This is a genomic window from Vogesella fluminis (assembly GCF_014652335.1).
Taxonomy (GTDB): Bacteria; Pseudomonadota; Gammaproteobacteria; order Burkholderiales; family Chromobacteriaceae; genus Vogesella; species Vogesella fluminis.
Window position 1 is genome coordinate 1 of record NZ_BMYP01000014.1, and the last position, 20,238, is coordinate 20,238.

At 65.8% G+C, this 20,238-nt stretch carries 16 protein-coding genes and 1 pseudogene; 9 read left to right on the plus strand and 8 right to left on the minus strand.

Annotated elements, in window-relative coordinates:
- The first annotated feature begins 320 nt into the window (after positions 1-320).
- Positions 321-1,091: a TatD family hydrolase gene (locus IE083_RS07145; RefSeq protein ID WP_189352925.1), complete on the plus strand. Its 771-nt coding sequence runs from the start codon at positions 321-323 to the stop codon at positions 1,089-1,091.
- 83 nt (positions 1,092-1,174) lie between these two features.
- On the opposite strand, the gene IE083_RS07150 is transcribed toward IE083_RS07145, so the two are convergent.
- Positions 1,175-3,037, minus strand: a complete 1,863-nt coding sequence (locus IE083_RS07150; RefSeq protein WP_308426736.1) for a TolC family outer membrane protein — start codon at positions 3,035-3,037, stop codon at positions 1,175-1,177.
- Positions 3,038-3,281: 244 nt separating this feature from the next.
- On the opposite strand from IE083_RS07150, the gene IE083_RS07155 reads away from it, so the two are divergent.
- Together IE083_RS07155 and IE083_RS07160 are read left to right on the plus strand one after the other, a co-directional pair.
- The gene (locus IE083_RS07155) at positions 3,282-3,908 is read left to right on the plus strand and encodes a transglutaminase-like cysteine peptidase (RefSeq protein ID WP_229799650.1); all 627 of its coding nucleotides are present in this window, start codon (positions 3,282-3,284) and stop codon (positions 3,906-3,908) included.
- 11 nt (positions 3,909-3,919) lie between these two features.
- A complete protein-coding gene (locus IE083_RS07160) occupies positions 3,920-5,833 on the plus strand; it encodes a bifunctional diguanylate cyclase/phosphodiesterase (protein WP_189352928.1) in 1,914 nt (637 codons plus the stop codon).
- Positions 5,834-5,949: 116 nt separating this feature from the next.
- Here the strand turns inward: IE083_RS07160 and IE083_RS07165 are convergent.
- From IE083_RS07165 to gcvA, 3 genes and pseudogenes are all read right to left on the minus strand, one after another.
- Positions 5,950-6,421: pseudogene (locus tag IE083_RS07165) on the minus strand (hypothetical protein); the annotation flags it as partial.
- A gap of 125 nt (positions 6,422-6,546) precedes the next feature.
- The gene (gene kup, locus IE083_RS07170) at positions 6,547-8,412 is read right to left on the minus strand and encodes a low affinity potassium transporter Kup (RefSeq protein WP_189352930.1); all 1,866 of its coding nucleotides are present in this window, start codon (positions 8,410-8,412) and stop codon (positions 6,547-6,549) included.
- Between the two features lie 170 nt (positions 8,413-8,582).
- The gene (gene gcvA / locus IE083_RS07175; RefSeq protein WP_189352931.1) at positions 8,583-9,464 is read right to left on the minus strand and encodes a transcriptional regulator GcvA; all 882 of its coding nucleotides are present in this window, start codon (positions 9,462-9,464) and stop codon (positions 8,583-8,585) included.
- A gap of 78 nt (positions 9,465-9,542) precedes the next feature.
- On the opposite strand from gcvA, the gene IE083_RS07180 reads away from it, so the two are divergent.
- The 6 genes from IE083_RS07180 (at position 9,543) to IE083_RS07205 (ending at position 15,321) form a co-directional block, all read left to right on the plus strand.
- Positions 9,543-10,094, plus strand: coding sequence for a chromate transporter (locus IE083_RS07180; protein WP_189352932.1), 552 nt, complete (start codon positions 9,543-9,545; stop codon positions 10,092-10,094).
- Positions 10,091-10,615: a chromate transporter gene (locus IE083_RS07185; RefSeq protein ID WP_189352933.1), complete on the plus strand. Its 525-nt coding sequence runs from the start codon at positions 10,091-10,093 to the stop codon at positions 10,613-10,615. Before IE083_RS07180 ends, IE083_RS07185 begins: the two co-directional genes overlap by 4 nt.
- Positions 10,616-10,741: 126 nt before the next feature.
- Positions 10,742-12,448 (plus strand): proline--tRNA ligase, encoded by a 1,707-nt coding sequence (locus IE083_RS07190; protein ID WP_189352934.1) that lies wholly within the window; start codon positions 10,742-10,744, stop codon positions 12,446-12,448.
- Between the two features lie 8 nt (positions 12,449-12,456).
- A complete protein-coding gene (locus IE083_RS07195; RefSeq protein WP_189352935.1) occupies positions 12,457-13,080 on the plus strand; it encodes a lytic transglycosylase domain-containing protein in 624 nt (207 codons plus the stop codon).
- Between the two features lie 74 nt (positions 13,081-13,154).
- Positions 13,155-13,976, plus strand: a complete 822-nt coding sequence (locus tag IE083_RS07200) for a class I SAM-dependent methyltransferase (RefSeq protein ID WP_189352936.1) — start codon at positions 13,155-13,157, stop codon at positions 13,974-13,976.
- A 298-nt stretch (positions 13,977-14,274) separates the two neighbouring features.
- Positions 14,275-15,321, plus strand: coding sequence for a DUF418 domain-containing protein (locus IE083_RS07205; protein ID WP_189352937.1), 1,047 nt, complete (start codon positions 14,275-14,277; stop codon positions 15,319-15,321).
- A gap of 81 nt (positions 15,322-15,402) precedes the next feature.
- Here the strand turns inward: IE083_RS07205 and IE083_RS07210 are convergent, their stop codons facing one another.
- The 4 genes from IE083_RS07210 to IE083_RS07225 form a co-directional block, all read right to left on the minus strand.
- Positions 15,403-15,663: a GIY-YIG nuclease family protein gene (locus IE083_RS07210; protein ID WP_189352938.1), complete on the minus strand. Its 261-nt coding sequence runs from the start codon at positions 15,661-15,663 to the stop codon at positions 15,403-15,405.
- A 22-nt stretch (positions 15,664-15,685) separates the two neighbouring features.
- Positions 15,686-16,867: an aminotransferase class I/II-fold pyridoxal phosphate-dependent enzyme gene (locus IE083_RS07215; protein WP_189352939.1), complete on the minus strand. Its 1,182-nt coding sequence runs from the start codon at positions 16,865-16,867 to the stop codon at positions 15,686-15,688.
- A 170-nt stretch (positions 16,868-17,037) separates the two neighbouring features.
- A complete protein-coding gene (gene ccsB / locus IE083_RS07220; RefSeq protein ID WP_373295175.1) occupies positions 17,038-18,174 on the minus strand; it encodes a c-type cytochrome biogenesis protein CcsB in 1,137 nt (378 codons plus the stop codon).
- Positions 18,171-20,192, minus strand: coding sequence for a cytochrome c biogenesis protein ResB (locus IE083_RS07225; RefSeq protein WP_189352940.1), 2,022 nt, complete (start codon positions 20,190-20,192; stop codon positions 18,171-18,173). The genes ccsB and IE083_RS07225 overlap by 4 nt, the downstream gene beginning before the upstream one ends.
- Between the last annotated feature and the right edge of the window lie 46 nt (positions 20,193-20,238).

Consider the following 20,238-nt stretch of genomic DNA (forward strand, 5'->3'; position numbering starts at 1 on the left):
CTCATCTCACCCCCATCCTCCAGACCTGCCCGCCGTTGCACTTACTCCCTGAATTCGCCCGATAGAGGCCACGCCACGAAAAAGTCCAGAGCAGTTCAAGGAAGTCCAGAAACCCGCACAGCGCAAGGCTATGCGGGTTTTTTGTTGTCCGCTTTTCGCCGTGCGGTACTGGCCTTCTCCAATATGTGGCCGCTTACGGTCGGCTATAAACACAGCGCAGGGTGCGGATTGCGGCCACGCCCCGATGAGGCTACGCGGCTCGCGCCCCGCTGCGGACGTCGCCGCGGCGGCGTGCTTATCCATCCGGAACAGGATTCCCCATGTCACTTGTCGATACCCACTTGCATCTGGATGCGGCGGAGTTTGCGGCCAACCGTGCGCAGCTGTGGCAACAGGCGCGCGCCGGCGGCGTCAGCCATGCCATCGTGCCGGCGGTGATGGCGGACACCTTCGACGAGGTGCTGGCGATGCGGGAACAGTTCGGCGTCGATGTCGCCTTCGGCCTGCATCCGCTGTATCTGGCGCAGCATCGGGACGAGCACCTGGCACTGCTGGCCGACTACCTGACGCGGCAGCGTCCGGTCGCGGTCGGCGAGTGCGGGCTGGATTTCTTTGTGCCGGGGCTGGATCCGCAGCAGCAGGAATACTGGCTGCAGGCACAGCTGAAGCTGGCGCGCCGCTTCGAGTTGCCGGTGATCCTGCACGCGCGCCGCTCGCACGACCGCATCCTCAAATACCTGCGCCAGCATAAGGTGCCCGGCGGCGTGGTGCACGCGTTCAACGGCAGCGTCCAGCAGGCGAATGCCTTCATCGAGCTGGGTTTCTGCCTCGGTTTTGGCGGCGCGATGACCTACCAGGGCTCGCAACGCATCCGCAGGTTGGCCGCAACGCTGCCGCTGTCGGCGATCGTGCTGGAGACCGACGGTCCGGACATCCCGCCGGAGTGGGCACCGGCGGTGCCGAACACGCCGGACAACCTGCCTCGCATTGCGGCGGTGCTGGCCGCGCTACGCGGCGTGCCGCTGGCCGACATCGCCGCCGCGACGGCAGCGAATGCGGCACGGGTGTTCCCGGCCATGCGGGTCCCGTAGCGCCCGCGCCGACCGCCCGCGCGGCGGACGTAAAAAAAGTGGCCGGATGAACCGGCCACTTTGCGTTGGGCGTACTACCTTACTTATGGTTTCGGCTTGGCGACGCGACGCTTGATGGCGGCCTTCGGCTTCACCGCACCCATCGGCGCCTGTTCCTGGAAGGTCACCACCACGCGGCGGTGGCTCGGATCGGTCGGGGCCAGGTTAGGCAGCAGCTTGCTGCTGCCGTAGCCGACGCTGTCCAGACGGTCCGCCGGCACCCCCTTGGTGATCAGGTAGTCGCGTACCGCGGCGGCGCGGCGCTGCGACAGCGGCAGGTTGTGGCTGGCGCCACCGGTGGTGTCGGTGTGGCCTTCCACCACGAAGCGCTTGCTGCCCAGTTCCGGCATCAGCAGGGTGCTGGCCAGCTGGTCCAGGGTCGCATTGCTTTCCGGACGGATGCGCGCCGAATCCAGGTCAAACTGGACCTGCACGTTCACCGAGACATTGCGCTCGATGGCCGACGGGGTGGTCTTGGCGACGATGGTGTCGTCGGTGAAGGACTTGGCGGCTATCTTGCTCTTGTCCAGCGGCGAGGCCGGGGTGTAGTCGGACGGGCAGGCCGGCACGGTCAGGTCGTCGACGCTGGCCAGCGAGCTGTCCTGCGGCTTGATCTGCAGCACCTCCAGCAGGCGGCCGGATTCGCCCAGCACGCGGTAGATCGCCAGCTGCTGGTTCAGCTCGGCGTTGAGCAGCTCGCGGCGGGCGTCGAACAGCTCGTTTTCGCTGTCCAGCAGGTCGAGCAGGGTGCGCTGGCCGATGTCGAACTGGCGGCGATAGGCGTCGCGCGCCTTTTCGGTGGACAGCTGGTGCTGGCGCAGCGCGTCGAGCTGGCTGCTCAGCTTCGATACGTCGTTGTAGGCGATGCTGACCTGCTGGCGCATGTCGCGGCAGGCCTTGATGCCCAGTGCCTCGGCTTCGCTCTGGCGCTCGGCGGAGGAGGCCAGACGGGCGCGGTCGGCGCCGCCACGGAACAGGTTCATGTTCAACACCAGTTCCACCGCCTGCTGCGAATTGCGGCCGCTGATGCCGTCCTCGTTATTGGTGACGTCCTTGGTGGCGCGCAGGTCCAGTGTCGGCGAGAAGGCGCCGCGACGGACGCGGACATCCGCTTCGGCCGCTCGGTAGAAGGAACGGGCAGCCAGCAGCATCGGGTTGTGCTTGTCCGCCAGCAGCATCAGCTGGTCGCCGGCCGGCAGCAGGCTCAGGTCCAGCACCGGCAGTTTCAGCTCGGCCGGCGGTGCCGCACCGATGATGCGGGCGTAACGTGCCGAGACATCGTGCAGGTTGGAGATCTCGTTGATCAGGTTGGATTCGGCCAGGCCGAGACGGCCATTGATCTGTTCCAGGTCCACGCGGCGGCCGACGCCTTGCGTCACGCGCTGCAGGATCTGTTCGTAGATGCCCTTGTGGATGGCGTAGTTGTCTTCGGCGATCTCGACCAGCTTGCTGTAGCGCACCACGTCGATGAAGGCGCGCGACGCTTCCAGACCCTGCTGTTCGGTGGCGGCCAGGTACTCGAAATAGCGGGCGCGGCTGGTATAGTCCATCTGCTTGACCTGGTTCACGGTCATGAAGCCCTGGAACAGGTTCTGGTTCAGCGTGGCGGTGTAGCCGTGGCGGCTGAACGAGCTGCTGGCGACGGAGCCGTCTGCCAGTGGTTCGCGCAGGCGTTCACGGCCGGTGTTGTAGCTGAGGTCGACGGTTGGGAAGAAGCCGGCGCTGGCGATGCCCTTCTCTTCCGCGGTGGCGCGGAAGTTGTACCACTTCATGCCGACTTCCGCGTTGTTCTGCACCGTTTGTGTGATGGCATCCTTTAATTCGAGTGCAAAGGATGTGGAAGGGATAACCATGGTCAATAATGCGGCCAGGGTACAACCGTAGAGGTGGTTGCGGCAGAAGTTCATGATAGCCTCGACATGCCAGTAATTATTAATCGGACAGTTGCAAGTAATTCAATATTACTTGTAAGACAATGTATTGTCGGAAGTGATTTAAGCAGTGTCAAGGGAAACATAGTTCACCATTGACGATATAGATAGGCGGATTTCCACACAGGTCACGGCCCGCATGCTTGGCAACAGCTCCATTCACAAGATCGCAGTCTGTGCGGCGACGCTGCTCCGGTGTTGGCGGAAAGCCTTGCTGGCAGTGCTTTTGCTGCCGGCTCTGGCCGGACTGGTGCTGGCGGAGCTGAGCGCGGAGCGGGTGCAGCAGCTGTACGGCATTCAGGCGCTGCGCGTTTACCGCGACTGGCAGCAATTGCTGTTGCAACTGCGTCGCGATGGCAATGAGATCAACCGGATACAGAGTGTAAATCAATTCTTTAATCAGAAGTTGAAATACATTGAAGATGCGGAGCTGTGGCGGCAGGCCGACTACTGGGCGACACCACTGGAAAGCATGGCCAAGGGTGCCGGCGACTGTGAGGACTTTGCGCTGGCCAAGTATTTCACCCTGCGTGAGCTGGGCGTGGCGCCGCAGAAGCTGCGCATGGTCTATGTCCGTGCCCGTATCGGCGGTCCGGCCAGTCCCATCACCCAGGCGCACATGGTGTTGACATACTATGCCGAACCGACGGCCGAGCCGCTGGTGCTGGACAGCCTGATTTCCGGCATCAAGCCGGCCTCGCAGCGCGGCGACTTGCAGCCGGTGTTCAGCTTCAACGCCGACGGCATCTGGGTCGGTGCGGGTGCGGCCCCCAATTCCAGTGTCGACCGGCTGACCCGCTGGCGACAGTTGATCGACAAAATGAAGGCCGAAGGCTTCATTACCTGAAAGCGGCACCGATGAAACGCGTTTCCCTGATTCAACAGCTCTGGTTTCTGGTGGTGGCGGCGGTGGTGCTGGCGGCGGCGGGCAGCCTGACCGCCAATCTGTTCAACGCCCGCAACTATCTGCAGCAGCAGCTGGCGGCGCAGAGTGCCGATGCGGCCAACTCGCTGGCGCTGCTGATCACCCAGAACCAGGCCGATCCGGCGATGGGCGAGACGCTGATCAACGCCGCCTTCGATCAGGGCCACTTCCGCCGCATTTCCTGGGTCGGCGCCGACGGCAAGCCACGGGTGCAGCGCGTCAATGCCTACCAATCCGGCAGCGCACCGGCGTGGTTCCGCAATATCTTCACCCTGGCGCCGACACCGGCGCGGGCGATGGTCAGCAGCGGCTGGATGCAGGCCGGCTCCATCGAGGTGGAGAGCGAGGCCGGCTACGCCTACGCCTCGCTGTGGGAAGGCGCGCTGCAGGTGTCGTTCTGGGTGCTGATCGCCGGGCTGGCGGTGGGCGCCATCGGCTCCTTCGGCGTCAATACCATCCGCAAGCAGCTGCTGGGCGTGGTCAACCAGGCCAAGGCGATTACCCAGCGCCGCTTCGTCACCATCCCCGAGCCGCCAGGCCCGGAAATGGGGCGGCTGGCACAGGCGATGAATGCGATGGTGACCCGCGTCAAGATGATGTTCGAAGAAGAGGCCGCGCGGCTGGAGGTGTTGCGCCGCCAGGTTAACTTCGACAGCGTCACCGGGCTGGCCAACCGCCAGTTCTTCATGGGGCGCCTCGGTACCGGCCTGCAGGAAAGTGAAGACGAGCGCGGCGTGCTGCTGCTGATGCGCATCGAGGCGCTGGCCGACATCAACAGCAAGCTGGGCCGGCCGTTGACCGACGAGATGCTGGGGCAGTTCGGCGCCGTGCTGCGCGATGCGCAGCGCTTCGGTGTCGACAGCCAGGCCGGGCGCCTCAACGGCGCCGATTTCGCGCTGCTGTTGCCGGCGAGCCAGGCCGAGGCCGCCAGCCTGCAGCAGCTGCACGACGAGCTGCACGCGCTGCTGAGCAGCTTTGCCGCACAGCCAGTCGCCCTGGCGATGGCGGCAACCGACCTGCGCGACGGCGACACCGTGCGCGACATCATGTCGCGGCTGGATCAGGCGCTGGCGCAGTCCGAGTTTGCCGCCGGCGTGCGTATCGAGATGGCCGGCAGCAACGTCGACAAGCCGCTGGCGCCGACCGCGGAAGTGTGGGGCGGCATGCTCGATCAGGCGCTGCAGGGCGACGGCTTGTGCCTGGTGCGTTTCGCGGTGCGCGACCGCCATGGTGCGCTGTTGCACGAGGAGGCGCCGCTGCGCCTGCGCCAAGGTGAGGTATGGCTGCCGGCTGGCCAGTTCATGCCGATGGCGATCCGTATCCGGCGCGTGGCGGGGCTGGATCTGGCGGCGGTGGCGATGGCGCTGCGGCAGCTGGCGACCGAGCCGGACTGCCCCGGCATCGCCGTCAATCTGGCGGCGGAATCGCTGGCCAGCGAGGACTTCCTGCGCCAGCTGGTGGCGCAGATCCGCGAGCACGGCCACAGCGCCGCACGGCTGTGGCTGGAGATGCCAGAGGCCGGTATCGTGCCGCGCTTCGATGCGTTCCGTGCGCTGTGCCTGGCGCTGGCCGAGCTGCCGTGCAAGCTGGGTATCGAGCACTTTGGCCGCCAGTTCAGCCTGATCGGGCAGCTGCACGACCTGGGTATCGACTATCTGAAGGTCGACGGCAGCTTCGTGCAGGACATCCACCAGCATGCTGGCAACCAGGTGTTCCTGAGGGGGGTGTGCAATATTGCGCACAATATCGGCCTCGGTGTGATCGCCGAAGGGGTGATGCAGGAGCAGGAGCTGCAGGTACTGTTCGGGCTGGGCTTTGACGGCATCACCGGCCCGGCAATCCGTTAGAACCACCCCTTGCAAGGTCTTGATTTCGAGGCCTTGAGAATCCTGGCGGTTGCCACGCGCGTGCGCGATGCTGCCCTCTACGTAGCTTTTGGGTGCGCTGAGTTTGGACCCACGCTTTTGGAGTACGCACTCCAGGCGCCGGACTCGGCCAGTCTGGGATGGCGCGCGTGTTCGCGCACGATGAAGCTCGCGCCGCGCATGCTCAGGCCCTGCAGGATGGTCTGGGTACAGAATGCCGATTGCCGATCCATACTTGCTGTGTCTGGGCGCTCTGAATCAGCGCCGCCACCCCCATGCGCACGCTTTGATGCGCATCCTCGCAGGCGATGATATTCGCACACCAACTCGCTGTCGGGGTCGTAAACCACCAGGGTGTGGCCCGGCAAGGCTGCACCACGAAGGCAGTTGTTCGTGCAGTTTGCGGGCGGCGGCGTGCAGTGATGGGCGCAGCCCCAGCACCACCAGCATCATTAGCTCGACCACGGTGGAAAACAACAATTCGCGTGGATACTGGCGCTGGCGATGCTGCTCGAATACTTCATCGGTCCAGCCTGCGGGCAGTGCCTTGTCCAGCAGCAGGTGTGCCATCACGCTTGCTGGTGCTTGTTGCTCGAACCTTTCCACGACTGCTTGCCAGACCATCCTGCCCCCTGATTTCAGAAAACCAGGAGATTACCCGACTTGGCTTGCAAAGACCTTGAAAGGGGTGGTTCTTACAGCTCGACCTGCGCGCCCATCTCCACCACGCGGTTGGTCGGGATCTGGAAGAAGTCGGTGGCGCGCAGTGCATTGCGGCTCATCCACACGAACAGGGTTTCGCGCCACGGCGACAGGCCTTCGCGTTCGGTCTGGATCAGCGTCTCGCGCGACAGGAAGAACGAGGTGTCCATCAGCTCGAAAGCCAGGCCCTGCGCCGCGCACAGGTCGAGGATCTGCTGCACGTCCGGCGTTTCCTTGAAGCCGTAGTAGGCCATCACCCGCCAGAAGCTGTCGGACAGCTGCAGGACTTCCACCCGTTCGTCTTCCTCGACATAGGGGATGTCCTCGCCGCGGATGGTCATCAGCACCACGCGCTCGTGCAGCACCTTGTTGTGCTTCAGGTTGTGCAGCAGCGCGTGCGGCACGCCGTGGGTGGAGTTGGTGAGGAACACCGCGGTGCCCTGCACCCGCTCCGGCGGGTAGGCTTCCATGTTCTCGACAAAGCCGTCCAGCGGGATCGCCATCTCGTTCAGGCGCTGCATCAGCAGCTTGCGGCCCTGTTTCCAGGTGGTCATCAGGATGAAGGCGCCGATGCCGATCAGCAGCGGCAGCCAGCCGCCGGCCAGGATCTTCACCACGTTGGCGAGGAGCAGCGGCAGGTCGATCACCAGCAGCGCGACCAGCAGCGGCGCCACCAGTGCCAGCGGCCAGTTCCAGCCGCGCCAGGCGACGGTGCACACCAGGATGGAGGTGATCACCATGGTGCCGGTGACGGCGATGCCGTAGGCACCGGCCAGCGCACTGGAATTCTGGAACATGATCACCACCATGATCACCGCTGCCAGCAGGCCCCAGTTGATCAACGGGATGTAGATCTGGCCGATCTCGTTGTCGGAGGTGTGGGTGATTTCCATGCGCGGCAGGTAGCCCAGCTGCACCGCCTGGCGGGTCAGCGAGAACACGCCGGAGATCACCGCCTGCGACGCGATCACCGTGGCGCAGGTGGACAGGATCACCAGCGGCAGCAGCGCCCATTGCGGCGCCAGGTGGAAGAACGGGTTGGCGCGCGCCTCCGGGCTGGCGAGGATCTCGGCGCCCTGGCCGAAGTAGTTCAGCAGCAGTGCCGGCAGCACGTAGAAGAACCACGCCAGCCGGATCGGCCTGGCGCCGAAGTGGCCCATGTCGGCGTACAGCGCCTCGGCGCCGGTCAGCGCCAGCACCACCGAGCCCAGCGCCAGGAAGCCGATGGCGCCGTGGCTGAACAGGAAGTCGATGCCCCACAGCGGGTTCAGCGCCGCCAGCACCTGTGGATTGCGCAGGATGCCGAGCACGCCGAGCGCGGCCAGCGCCGCGAACCACAGCATCATCACCGGGCCGAACAGCTTGCCGACACTGGCGGTGCCATGCTTCTGGATCAGGAACAGACCGATCAGCACCGCCAGCGCCAGCGGCAGCACATAGGGCTTGAACGCGGGGGTGATCACCTCCAGCCCTTCCACCGCCGACAGCACCGAAATGGCCGGCGTGATCACCACCTCGCCGTAGAAGAAGCCACCGCCCATCAGGCCGATGGCGGCCAGCATCCAGCCGCGCGGGCCGACGCAACGCCGCGCCAGCGCCATCAGCGTCAGGATGCCGCCCTCGCCGCGGTTGTCGGCGCGCAGCACGAAGCTGAGGTATTTCAGCGACACGACCAGGATCAGGCCCCAGACGATCAGCGACAGGATGCCCAGCACGTTGGCCGGCGTCACCGCCAGGCCGAGGTGGGGGCCGAAGCATTCTTTCAGGGTGTAGAGGGGGCTGGTGCCGATGTCCCCGTACACCACGCCCAGCGCCGCCAGCGTGATACCGGCCAGCGCCTGTTTATTTTGAGCCTGCATGATTTTGTGTGTTTTTTGGTGGGTGACGCCGCCACGGATGTTGCAGCGCAGTATCGCGAACCGCGGGTGAGCGCGAAGCTTACTCTTGTGCCCTGCAATGTGCCACGCGGCGCCCGCTTTTGTAGCGCAATTGTGGGCGCAGTGTAGAGCCGATGCGACAGGCGGCAAGGTTAATTGCCGCCTTCTTCCTCCAGCCAGGCGCAGAAATCGGCGCACAGCGGGTCTTCCGCCAGCGTCAGCGGCAGCACCCAGGAATAGCCGCGCGCCTTCACCCGCGGCCCGTCCAGCGGCGCCACCAGCTTGCCGCTGGCGATCAGCGCGTCGGTCACCGGCTGCGCGCTGAGCGCCACCCCCAGGCCATCGACCGCCGCCTGCAGCGCCAGATAGTAGTGGTCGAAGTGCTGGTGCGCCGCCGCCTGCAGCGCCGGGCTGCCTGCCGCCGCCAGCCAGCGCTCCCACGATACCGGCCGCGTTTCCGAGTGCAGCAGCGTGTGCCGCGCCAGGTCGGCCACCGTCGCCAGCGGCTTGTCTGCCAGCAGCGCCGGGCTCAGCAGCGGCTGTTCGTGCTCGGTCAGGAACGGGTGCGACACGAAGCCGTGCCAGTGGTCATGGCCGCGGCGCAGGGCGATGTCGAAATCGGCATGCTGGTCGTGGATGATGGTGTCCGAGGTCGCCAGCCGCAGCTCGACGCCGGGATGGCGCAGCTGGAAGCGGGTCAGCCGCGGCAGCAGCCAGTGCATCGCCAGCGTCGGCGTGGCGTTGATGCGAAACTGCCGCGTGCGGCCCTGGGTCAGCCGCTCGGTGGCGGTGGCGATGCTGTCGAACGCGGTCTGCAACACCGGCAGGTACTGGCGGCCGTTGTCGGTGAGCAGCACGCGCTTGCCGACGCGGTCGAACAGCGCCAGCCCCAGCCATTCTTCCAGCTGCTTGATCTGGCGGCTGATGGCGCCGTGGGTCACATGCAGCTGCTCCGCCGCGGCACTGAAACTGCCGCAGCGCGCCGCGGCTTCAAAGGCGCGCAAGGCATTGAGAGGGGGAAGTCGCCGGTTCATGCTTGTGAGCATAGCGCACAAGCGAAGTCGGAAAAACTCGTTTGTCGCCACCTCCGCTTCCGCACTACGCTACCGGTCATGGAAACACACAACATCCCCACCCGCCGCGAGCTGTTCACCGGCTTTTTCGGCATCGGCATCATCGGCTTCGGTGGCGTGCTGCCGCTGGTGCACCACATGCTGGTGCTGCGCAAAGGCTGGCTGAGCGACGCCGAATTCACCGAGCTGCTCGGTCTCGGCCAGATCCTGCCCGGCCCCAACGTGGTCAACCTCAGCGTCGCCGTCGGCGGCCGCTTCCACGGCGCCAGTGGTGCGCTGCTGGCGTTCAGCGGCCTGCTGCTGGCGCCGTTCTGCATCGCCATGCTGCTGGTGTCGCTGTACCAGCAGTACCGCGGCCTGCCGGCGCTGCAGCAGGTGCTGGCCGGGCTGGCACCGGCGGCCACCGGCCTGATCTTCGGCATGGGGCTGCGACTGGCCGCCAGGCTGGAGCGCAGCAGCTGGTGCATCGCGCTGGCGGTGGCCACCTTTGTCGCCATCGGCCTGCTGCACTGGCCGCTGTTGCCGATCTTGCTGGTGATGGTGCCACTGGCGGTGACGCTGGCCTGGCACCTGCAGAAGGAGCCGACATGAGCGCGATGCTGCTTGCCCTGTTCCTGGTATTCGGCCAGCTGTCGCTGATGGCGGTCGGCGGCGCCAACGCGGTGGTGCCGGAAATGCTGCGCATGGTGGTCAACGAGCACGGCTGGATGACGGCGGCGGAATTCACCGCGCTGTTCGCCATCGCGCAGTCGGCACCGGGGCCGAACGTGCTGATCGCCAGCCTGGTCGGCTGGCAGATGGCCAGCCTGCCCGGCGCCGCCATCAGCCTGATCGGCATCTGCGGCCCGTCCTCGATCCTCAGCTTCTACGTCGCCAGACTGTGGCAGCGTTTCCGCGATTACAAGCTGTGCCACGCCATCCAGCGCGGCTTCGCGCCGCTGTCGATCGGGCTGGTGCTGGGCGGCGCCTGGCTGCTGGCCGGCATCGCCAACACCGGCTGGAGCGCGTGGCTGCTGTGCGCCGTCAGCGCGCTGATCGCCTGGCGTACCAGCCTGCACCCGCTGTGGCTGCTGGGCGCCGGCGCCGTGGCCGGGCTGCTGGGCTGGGTGTAGCCGTCCGGCGCATCACCGGTAGCGCAATTGCAAGGTTGGCCGCAGCTGCGGCCAACCTTTCCGCCGTCTGCCCTAAACGGCTACAATCAGCGCTATTTCGCCGAAATCTCAAGGATAACCAACACCATGCGCGCCTCGCAGTTTTTCATCTCCACCCAGAAAGAAGCCCCCGCCGACGCGGATATCGTGAGCCAGAAGCTGATGCTGCGTGCCGGCTTCATCCGCAAGGTCGCCGCCGGTGTCTACTCGTGGATGCCGATGGGCCTGCGTTCGCTGAAGAAGGTCGAGAACATCGTGCGCGAGGAAATGAACCGCGCCGGCGCCATCGAGATGGTGATGCCGGTGGTGCAGCCGGCCGGCCTGTGGCAGGAAACCGACCGCTTCGACAGCATGGGTGCCGAGCTGCTGCGCTTCAAGGACCGTCACGACCGTGATTTCGTGATCCAGCCGACCTCGGAAGAAGTGGTCACCGACATCGCCCGCGCCGAGCTGCGCAGCTACCGCGCGCTGCCGAAGAACTTCTACCAGATCCAGACCAAATTCCGCGACGAGCGCCGTCCGCGCTTCGGCGTGATGCGCGGCCGCGAGTTCACCATGAAGGATGCCTACTCCTTCGACCGCAGCGCCGAAGACGCCGGCAAGAGCTACGACAACATGTTCGCCGCCTACTGCCGCATCTTCGACCGTCTGGGCCTGACCTACCGCGCGGTGGCGGCCGATACCGGCGCCATCGGCGGTGACCGTTCGCACGAATTCCAGGTGATCGCCGAAACCGGCGAAGACGCCATCGTCTACTGCCCGACCTCCGACTACGCCGCCAACATCGAACTGGCGGAAGCGGTAGCCCCGGCCGGCGAGCGTCCGGCTGCTGCGGCCAAGCTTGAGAAGGTGCACACCCCGAAGGTGAAGACCATCGCCGAGCTGGTGGCTTTCCTGAACATCGACATCACCGCAACCGTGAAGGCGGTGGTGGTGGAAGGCGAAAAGGGCGAGGCGGTGCTGATGCTGGTACGCGGCGACCACGAGCTGAACGAAGTGAAGGCAGAGAAAATCGCCGGCATCAAGAAGCCGCTGACCTTCGCCGCGCCGGCCGTGATCAAGGACGCCTTCGGCGCCAACCCTGGCTCGCTGGGCCCGGTGGGCTTTAGCGGCCGCGTGATCGCCGACCGTACCGTGGCCAAGATGGCCGATTTCGTGATCGGCGCCAACGAGGACGACCAGCACTACACCGGCGCCAACTTCGGCCGCGACTGCGCCGAGCCGGAAGTGGCCGATCTGCGTAACGTGGTGGTCGGCGACGTGTCGCCGTGCGGCAACGGCGTGCTGGACATCCAGCGCGGTATCGAGGTCGGCCACGTGTTCTACCTCGGCACCAAGTATTCCAAGGCGATGAACGCTACCTTCCTCGACGAAGACGGCAAGCCGAAGCACTTCGAGATGGGCTGCTACGGCATCGGCGTGAGCCGCATCCTCGGCGCCGCCATCGAGCAGAACTACGACGACAAGGGCATGATCTGGCCGGACGCGATCGCGCCGTTTGCCGTGGTGATCTGCCCGGTCGGCTACGACCGCTCCGAGGGCGTGAAGGCCGCCGCCGACGCGCTGTACGCCGGCCTGCAGGACAAGGGCGTGGACGTGATCATCGACGACCGCGGCGAGCGCCCGGGCGCGATGTTCGCCGACTGGGAGCTGATCGGCGCACCGCACCGCGTCACCATCGGCGATCGCGGCCTGAAGGAAGGCAAGGTCGAGTACCAGCATCGCCGCGATGCCGAATCCACGCCGGTGGCGCCGGACGCGGTGCTGGACTTCGTGCTGGGCAAGCTGGCCTGATTGCGGCCATGAACGCGCCGCGCCTTGCCTGCCTGCTGCTGTTCACGTTGGCCGCCGTGCCGGCGTGGGCGGGCGCGCAGCGCGAAGAGGCGCTGGCGGCCAACGTGGCGTCGGCGATGTCGCGCAGCATTGCCGACATCAACGCGCCACGGCTGGTGTTCGACAACCCGCACGAGGGCGCGGCGTGGCTGGCGGAGATGTCGCGGCGGCTGCAAAAACGCATCCCGGATCAATGGCTGCGTGAGCGGCTGCTGACCGCAGTGCAGTACGAGGCGACGCGCGCCGGACTCGACCCGCAGCTGGTGCTGGGGCTGATCCAGGTCGAGAGCGGCTTCAAGAAGTACGCGATCTCGCCGGTCGGTGCGCGCGGCCTGATGCAGGTGATGCCGTTCTGGGTGCGCAGCATCGGCGCCAGCGGCCACAACCTGTTCGAGCTGACGCTGAACCTGCGCTACGGCTGCACCATCCTGCGCCATTACCTCGACATCGAGCGCGGCAACCTGTTCCGCGCGCTGGGGCGCTACAACGGCAGCCTCGGCCGCGCCGAGTATCCCAATCTGGTGGTCGGCGCCTGGCGCAGCCACTGGCAGTGGACGCCGCCGGCCGGCCTGCAGCAGACCGCCGGCCACTGAACCGGCCGCGCCTGGCGCCATGCTTCCGGCCGCAAGCCCGTGCTTGCGGCCAACCTTTTTATACGGACACCGCGATGAGCCTGATCCCCGAAATCAAACCGCAGCAGTCGATCGAACTGCTGAAAGAACTGCACATCCTTACCCGTGACGGCAAGATCAACCAGGACACCCGCCGCAAGCTGAAGCAGGTGTACCACCTGTACCAGTTCATCGAGCCGCTGATGGCCGACGTGCTGGCGGAGAAGGGCAGCCTGACGCTGGCCGACCACGGCGCCGGCAAATCCTACCTCGGCTTCATCCTCTACGACCTGTTCCTGAAGGACAAGGCCGCCGCCCACGTCTACGGCGTGGAAACGCGGCAGGAGCTGGTGGACAAGTCGGTGGAGCTGGCGCAGCGGCTGGGTTTCGAGGGCATGAGCTTCCTCAACCTCACCGTCGAGCAGTCCATCACCTCCGACGCGCTGCCGCCGCAGGTGGACATCATCACCGCGCTGCACGCCTGCAATACCGCCACTGACGACGCCATCCGCTTCGCGCTGGCTAAGGACGCCAAGTACATCGTGCTGGTGCCGTGCTGCCAGGCCGAGGTGGCCGCCGTGCTGCGCCGGAAGAAGAACGAGACCTTCGGCAAGACCGCGCTGTCCGAGCTGTGGCGCCACCCGATCCACACCCGCGAGTTCGGCAGCCAGCTCACCAACGTGTTGCGCTGCCTGCAGCTGGAAGCGCGCGGCTACCAGGTCACCGTCACCGAGCTGGTGGGCTGGGAGCACTCGATGAAGAACGAGCTGATCATCGCCAAGAAGGTCGGCGGCGCGAAAAAGAGCGCGCGCGAACGGCAGGAAAGCATCCTGCGCGAGCTGAACCTGGAAGAGCTGCGCCAGCGCTTCGCGTATTGAGTCCGGGCTTGCGGCCAACGTTGGCCGCAATCAAATGTGCAAGGGCAAGCCGGTGGCTTGCCCTTTTTGCCGTGGTGCGGGCACGGCGATGCGCGGCTACCACGGTATGCAATGCCGGAATGGATACAAGGCGAGCATGAGCTGCGGCCGGTAGGCCAGGCAGGTCTTTTTATTTTACTGTCATGGCGTTAGCATGGCTGTCGCTGCATGAATGTTGTTCCCTGCCGCACGGCGCCGTGTCGGGTTACGCTGCGGCAGCTATCCGGCAAACTGCCGGGCGCGAACTGGAGAGGTGACGATGCGCAACACAACGGCACGACTGGAGGGGCTGGATCTGGCGCGCTGCCTGGCGCTGATTGGCATGGTACTGGTCAATTTCCGTATCGCCATGGGTGTGGAGCAGGGCGGGCCGGACTGGCTGCAGCTGGCTTTCGACGCCCTGCATGGGCGGGCTGCGGCGACTTTCGTGGTCCTGGCCGGCATCGGCCTGGGGCTGGCCACGCGCCATCTGGACTGGTGGGCGGCACAACGGCAGACCGTACGCCGTGCCGCTTTCCTGCTGGTGGCCGGCCTGCTCAACGTGATGCTGTTTCCGGCCGATATCATCCATTACTACGCGGTGTATTTCGTGCTCGGTGCGCTGTGCCTGCGTTTGCCGGGATACGCGTTGTGGGGGCTGATTGCGGCATTGGCGACCGGCTTCATTGCCTTGCTGTTCATGCTTGATTATGACCGTGGCTGGCACTGGGCAGACTACAGCTATCCCGATTTCTGGCTGCCGGCCGGCTTTCTGCGCAACCTGTTGTTCAATGGCTGGCATCCGGTATTGCCGTGGCTGGGCTTCGTGCTCTACGGCTTGTGGCTGAGCCGCCAGCCGCTCGCCGAGACCCGCGTGCAGCGTTATCTGGTGCTGGGTGGTGTGCTGGCGGTCCTGGCCGGCCACGCGCTGTCATGGGCCCTGCGTACGCTGTGGCCGCAGCCGGCCCTGGCACCGCTGTTCGGGGTAATGCCGGTGCCGCCGGTGCCGCTTTACCTGGTGGCGGGCGGCGGCGTGGCCAGCATGGTGATCGGAGCGGCGCTGTGGCTGGCGCAACGTTGGCCGCAAGGTGCGCTGCTGGCTTGGCTGGCCCCGGCCGGGCGGCAGACGCTGACACTGTATATCGCACATATCCTGCTTGGCATGGGGGTGATGGAGGCCACGGGCTGGTTGCAGGGCCGTTCACTGGCACAGGTGCTGCTGGCCGCAGCGCTGTATTGCCTGGCCGCGCTGCTGTTTGCCCGGCTCTGGTCGCGCCGCTTTGCCCGCGGCCCGCTGGAGGCACTGATGCGGCGCTGTTGCGGCTAGGGTCTGTTAATACTTGTTTTTCGCTGCGATAAAACAAGTGTTAACAGGCTCTGGAGCGTTTGGTGCTCAGTGAAGCAGACGTCAACAAGTCCTGGGCAGCTGTGCCGCCAGCCAGGCGCGCTTCTGTGCCGTGCTCATCGCCTTTACCGCCAGCTCGGCGCGCAGCGCGGCGCCCTTGTCGGCAAATTCCAGTACCAGCGCGATGCGCTCGGGCGGAAAGCTGCGGGTGTAGCGCGCGCCCTTGCCGGCGACATGGGCGGCGTAGCGCCTGGCCACGTTATTGCTGATGCCGGTGTACAGGCTGCCGCCGCGGCATTCCAGCACGTACAGATACCAGCTCATCGCTTGCGGCCAACCCTGGTGCTCACTCGGCCAGCGCCTGCTGCAGGTCGGCGATGATGTCGCGGATGTCTTCGATGCCCACCGAGCAGCGCACCAGCCCGCCGGGAATACCCAGCGCGATGCGTTCCTGTTCGCTGCACTCCACGTGGCTGGTGGTGCTGGGCACCCCCAGCAGGGTATCCACCGTGCCCAGCGTGGCGGCGCGGATCAGCAGCTGGCAGCGCGGCAACAGGCGGCGCACGGCGGCAAAACCGCCGGCCAGCTCGAAGCTGAGCACGCCGCCGAAGCCTTGCATCTGCGCGCGGGCGATGGCGTGCTGCGGGTGGTCCGGCAGGCCCGGGTAGTTCACCTGCGCCACCGCCGGCTGCTGTTGCAGCCACTGTGCCAGCGCCAGCGCGTTGTCGTTGTGCTGGCGCATGCGCAGCGCCAGCGTCTTGATGCCGCGCAGGATCAGGAACGCGCTCATCGGGTCGAGGCAGGCGCCGTGGATCTCGCGGTAGTGGCGGATGCGGTCGGTCAGCGCCTGGCTGCCGCAGACGATGCCGCCCATGGCATCGGCGTGGCCGCCGAGGAACTTGGTGGCGCTGTGCAGCACCAGGTCGGCGCCCAGCGCCAGCGGATTCTGATTCACCGGGGTGGCGAAGGTGTTGTCGATCACCACCAGCGCGCCGGCGGCATGGCCGGCGGCGGCCAGGCGGCGGATGTCCTGCACCTTGAGCAGCGGGTTGGTGGGCGACTCCAGGTACAGCAGTTCGCAGCCGCCGGCCAGCGCGGCCTCGAAGGCGGCGGCGTCGGTGGTGTCGCACAGCGTCACCTGCACACCCCATTGCGGCAGGGTGTGCTGCAACAGGTAGTGGCTGCCGCCGTAGGTGTCCTTGCCGGCCACCACCCGCGCGCCGGGCTTGAGCAGCGCCATCAGCGTGCTGCTGATCGCCGCCATGCCGCTGCCGAAGCTCACCGCTGCCGCCGCGCCTTCCAGCGCCGCCAGCTTGGCTTCCAGCGCCAGGCTGGTGGGGTGGGCGGTATTGCGCGCGTACAGCGGGCCGGGCACCTCGCCGCGCGCCACCTGCTCCCAGCTGTCCACATCCGGGTAGCCGTGGGCGATACCGAACTCGATGGGCACCGCCAGTGCGGCGTGCGGGCGGAAATCGTCTTCGCCGGCGCGGACGGCGAGGGTGGCGGGGTGCAATGGTGGCTGGGTCATCGGTGCTTCCTGATGGTGGCGTCGCCGGTGTTGTCCGGCGGCGAAGGGTTGAGCGTGGCAGTGTGCAACGATTGGCGGCCACGGTAAAGCCGGTCGCCAAACGCCACGACCCGGCACAGGGCCGGGTCGCGGGGGTGACCAGGTTGGCCGCATGCGGCCAACCTGGTGTGTTACAGCGTGCCGTAGGAGTGCAGGCCGGACAGGAACATGTTGACGCCGATGAAGGCGAACGAGGTCACCAGCAGACCGACCACCGCCCACCATGCCAGCGGTTCGCCGCGCCAGCCCTTGACCAGGCGCATGTGCAGCCAGGCGGCGTAGTTCAGCCACACGATCAGCGCCCAGGTTTCTTTCGGGTCCCAGCTCCAGTAGCCGCCCCAGGCGTCCGCCGCCCACATCGCGCCGAGGATGGTGGCGATGGTGAAGAACAGGAAGCCGACGGCGATGGCCTTGTACATCACCTCGTCCAGTATCTCGGCCGAGGGCAGGCGGCTGGCGAGGATGCCGCGGCGGATCAGCAGCTGCGCCACGCCTATCATCGCCGACATCGCGAACGCGCCGTAGCCGACGAAGTTGGCCGGCACGTGGATCTTCATCCACCACGATTGCAGCGCCGGGATCAGCGGCTGGATCTCGTGCGCCTGGCGCTCGAAGGTGTACCACAGGATGAAGCCGACCGCGGCGCTGATCACCAGCAGCACGAAGGCGCCAACCTGGCGTACCGCGAACTTGGCCTCGTAGTACAAATACATCAGCGCGGTGATCAGACAGAACAGGATGAACACTTCGTACAGGTTGGAGACCGGGATGCGGCCAACGTCCGGCGCGATCAGGTAGCTCTCGTACCAGCGGGTGAACAGCCCGGCCAGCGCGAACACCGCCGCCGCCCAGGTCAGGCCGCGGCCCATGCGCATCAGCAGGCCGGCGCGGGAGAGGGTGCCGGCCCAGTACAGCACGGTGGCGAGAAAGAACAGCGTGCACATCCACATGAACGACGACTGGCTGGACAGCAGGTACTTCAGGCCGAAGCTTTCCGCTGCGCGCGCCAGGTTGTGGTCATACAGCTGGATCGCCAGCAGCGACACCGCCCCGGCCAGCGGGAAAAACCAGCGCCAGCTCGGCCAGAACCAGCCCAGTGCCACCAGCCCGATGCTGCTGCCCACCAGGATCAGCTGTTCGTAGTAGTCCATCGCGCTGCCGTACAGGCTGAAGCTGTAGCCGGCCGCGACGATGATCAGCAGCGCGTACAGCCAGTCACCGGCGGCCAGACGCTTGTACAGCGGTTGTTGCAACACCATTTCCATCATGCTTCTCCAGCCTGTTTGTTCAGATAGCCGAGCATGTGCTCGAAGTCCTGGTCCAGATCGCGGTTGTGGCGGTTGGAGGTCATCGCCAGACGGGTGTCGTCGCGCTGCAGCAGCAGCCAGACGCGCACTTCGCGCACGTAGAACATCAGGATGATGCCGATCACCAGCAGCAGCGAACCAAGGTAAACCACGTTCTTGCCCGGCGAGCGCGTCATTTGCAGGCCGGAGGCCTGCACCTGCTCAAAGCCGCTCATTTCCAGGTACACCGGCGCCGCGTAGTCCTGCAGCGCGCTGGCGCTGACCAGGCTGTCGAGCAGGAAGCGGTAGTGCTTGGCGTCCTGCGGCCACGCTGGCAGGCCGGCACGGGCCTGTGCCACGTCCATCACATCGACCACCGCGCCCTGCAGGATCTTGATGTAGGTCTGCGCGATCGCCTGGCGCTTGTCGGCCGGCACCTTGTCGTCGAGGAACTGCTCCAGCGCGCCAAAGCCGCCCTGGGCAAAGCGCGACAGCACCCAGCGCACGCTGTCGGAGAATTGCTGCTGCATCGCCGGGCTGATCGCCTGGCCCTGCATCGCCTTGGCGGTGGTGCGCGCGCGGATCTCGTCGTACAGCGCCGGGTTCTTCAGCGCCGCGTACAGGCGCATGAAGCTGGCGATGCTCATGTCCTTGTCCAGCGGAATGCGCAGGTACTGGAACGGTTGCGATACCTCGCTGCGCACGCCGGCCACCTGGTACCACGCGCCGTCCTGCTGTATCGGTGCCATGTAGTGCTGGTATTCGCGCGCCTGGCCGTGCTGATCGCGCAGCTTGAAGCTGATCGACGGACCGATGTTCTTCAGGTCCTTGGTGTCCTGCCGCACCGAGCGCACATCGTTGAGGCGCTGCGCCAGCGACTTGTCGCCGCTGCTCGGCGTGCCGGTGTTCTCCACGTTGAATACGCGCAGTTCGCCGAATTCCAGCCGGTAGTCGCGGCCGTTGACCTTCAGCGGCTGCGCGCCCAGCGAGTTGCCCTTGATCTCGGTCGGTGCCGCCTGCGGGGTCTGCAGGTTCCATGCCTTCAGCTGCAGCGGCGAACCGCCGTCGCCGAAGCTGGCCTGGTAAATGGCCACGCCGTCGACCACCAGCGGGTGGTTGACCTTGATGGTGTGCTCGGAGGTCTTGCCGCTGTCCTTGTCGGTGATGACCAGGTCACTGGCAAACAGCTTGGGCATGCCGTTGCCGTAGTAGTCGACGTGGAATTTCTTCAGCGTGACGATGAACGGCAGCTCCTGCACCAGGTAGCCGTTGCCGCTGTTCATGAAGATCACGTCGGCACTCTTGCCCTCCGGCACCGTCACGCTGCCGCGGAACGACAGGTTGGCCGCAGTCAGCCGGCTTTGCTGTGGAACCTGCGCCTGCGGCAGGTCGCGCGTTTCCGGCGTGATGCTGCCGGTCAGCTCGCCAAGCTTGAGCGGCAGGTTGCCGTCCATCAGGCCGCCGATGCAGATCACCACCATTGCGATGTGGGCGAAGAAGTAGCCCAGCTTGTTGGCGCTCCCCTTCTTCGCCGCCAGCAGTACGCTGCCGTCGTTGCGCGCCGCGCGCTTCACGCGCAGGCCGTGGCCTTGCAGCAGGCGCATCGCTTGCGGCTCGTCCAGCGTCAGCGCCAGCTGCCGGCTGTGGCGCATCGCGCGCAGCGAGTTATCGGTGGCATGCTCGCGGAAGCTCTTCATCTCGCGCAGGAAAGTCGGACCATTGCGGATGATGCAAAGCGTGGTGGACAGCACCAGGAAGGCAAGGATCAGCAGAAACCACGACGAGTGGTAGACGTCGTACAGGCCCAGCTTTTCGAAGGCGACAAACCAGAACTGGCCGAATTCGAAGGCATAGTTGGGGTAAGGCTCGTTCTGCTTGAGCACGGTGCCGATGATCGAGGCGATGGCCAGAATGGTCAGCAAGCCGATGGCAAAGCGCATCGAGCTGAACAGCTCGTAGGCATGGTAAAGATTTGATGCTGAAGGCTTATTGGGTTTCATGTGTTTTGACGTACGACAAAGGGGGGCATGAAGGCCCCCCTTTTGG

Bases quoted from the DNA above. Each gene is read 5' to 3' on its own strand.
- IE083_RS07145 (WP_189352925.1), top strand. From the start codon at position 321: ATGTCACTTGTCGATACCCACTTGCATCTGGATGCGGCGGAGTTTGCG.
- IE083_RS07150 (WP_308426736.1), bottom strand. From the start codon at position 3,037: ATGAACTTCTGCCGCAACCACCTCTACGGTTGTACCCTGGCCGCATTA.
- IE083_RS07160 (WP_189352928.1), top strand. From the start codon at position 3,920: ATGAAACGCGTTTCCCTGATTCAACAGCTCTGGTTTCTGGTGGTGGCG.
- kup (WP_189352930.1), bottom strand. From the start codon at position 8,412: ATGCAGGCTCAAAATAAACAGGCGCTGGCCGGTATCACGCTGGCGGCG.
- gcvA (WP_189352931.1), bottom strand. From the start codon at position 9,464: ATGAACCGGCGACTTCCCCCTCTCAATGCCTTGCGCGCCTTTGAAGCC.
- IE083_RS07180 (WP_189352932.1), top strand. From the start codon at position 9,543: ATGGAAACACACAACATCCCCACCCGCCGCGAGCTGTTCACCGGCTTT.
- IE083_RS07185 (WP_189352933.1), top strand. From the start codon at position 10,091: ATGAGCGCGATGCTGCTTGCCCTGTTCCTGGTATTCGGCCAGCTGTCG.
- IE083_RS07190 (WP_189352934.1), top strand. From the start codon at position 10,742: ATGCGCGCCTCGCAGTTTTTCATCTCCACCCAGAAAGAAGCCCCCGCC.
- IE083_RS07195 (WP_189352935.1), top strand. From the start codon at position 12,457: ATGAACGCGCCGCGCCTTGCCTGCCTGCTGCTGTTCACGTTGGCCGCC.
- IE083_RS07200 (WP_189352936.1), top strand. From the start codon at position 13,155: ATGAGCCTGATCCCCGAAATCAAACCGCAGCAGTCGATCGAACTGCTG.
- IE083_RS07205 (WP_189352937.1), top strand. From the start codon at position 14,275: ATGCGCAACACAACGGCACGACTGGAGGGGCTGGATCTGGCGCGCTGC.
- IE083_RS07210 (WP_189352938.1), bottom strand. From the start codon at position 15,663: ATGAGCTGGTATCTGTACGTGCTGGAATGCCGCGGCGGCAGCCTGTAC.
- IE083_RS07215 (WP_189352939.1), bottom strand. From the start codon at position 16,867: ATGACCCAGCCACCATTGCACCCCGCCACCCTCGCCGTCCGCGCCGGC.
- ccsB (WP_373295175.1), bottom strand. From the start codon at position 18,174: ATGATGGAAATGGTGTTGCAACAACCGCTGTACAAGCGTCTGGCCGCC.
- IE083_RS07225 (WP_189352940.1), bottom strand. From the start codon at position 20,192: ATGAAACCCAATAAGCCTTCAGCATCAAATCTTTACCATGCCTACGAG.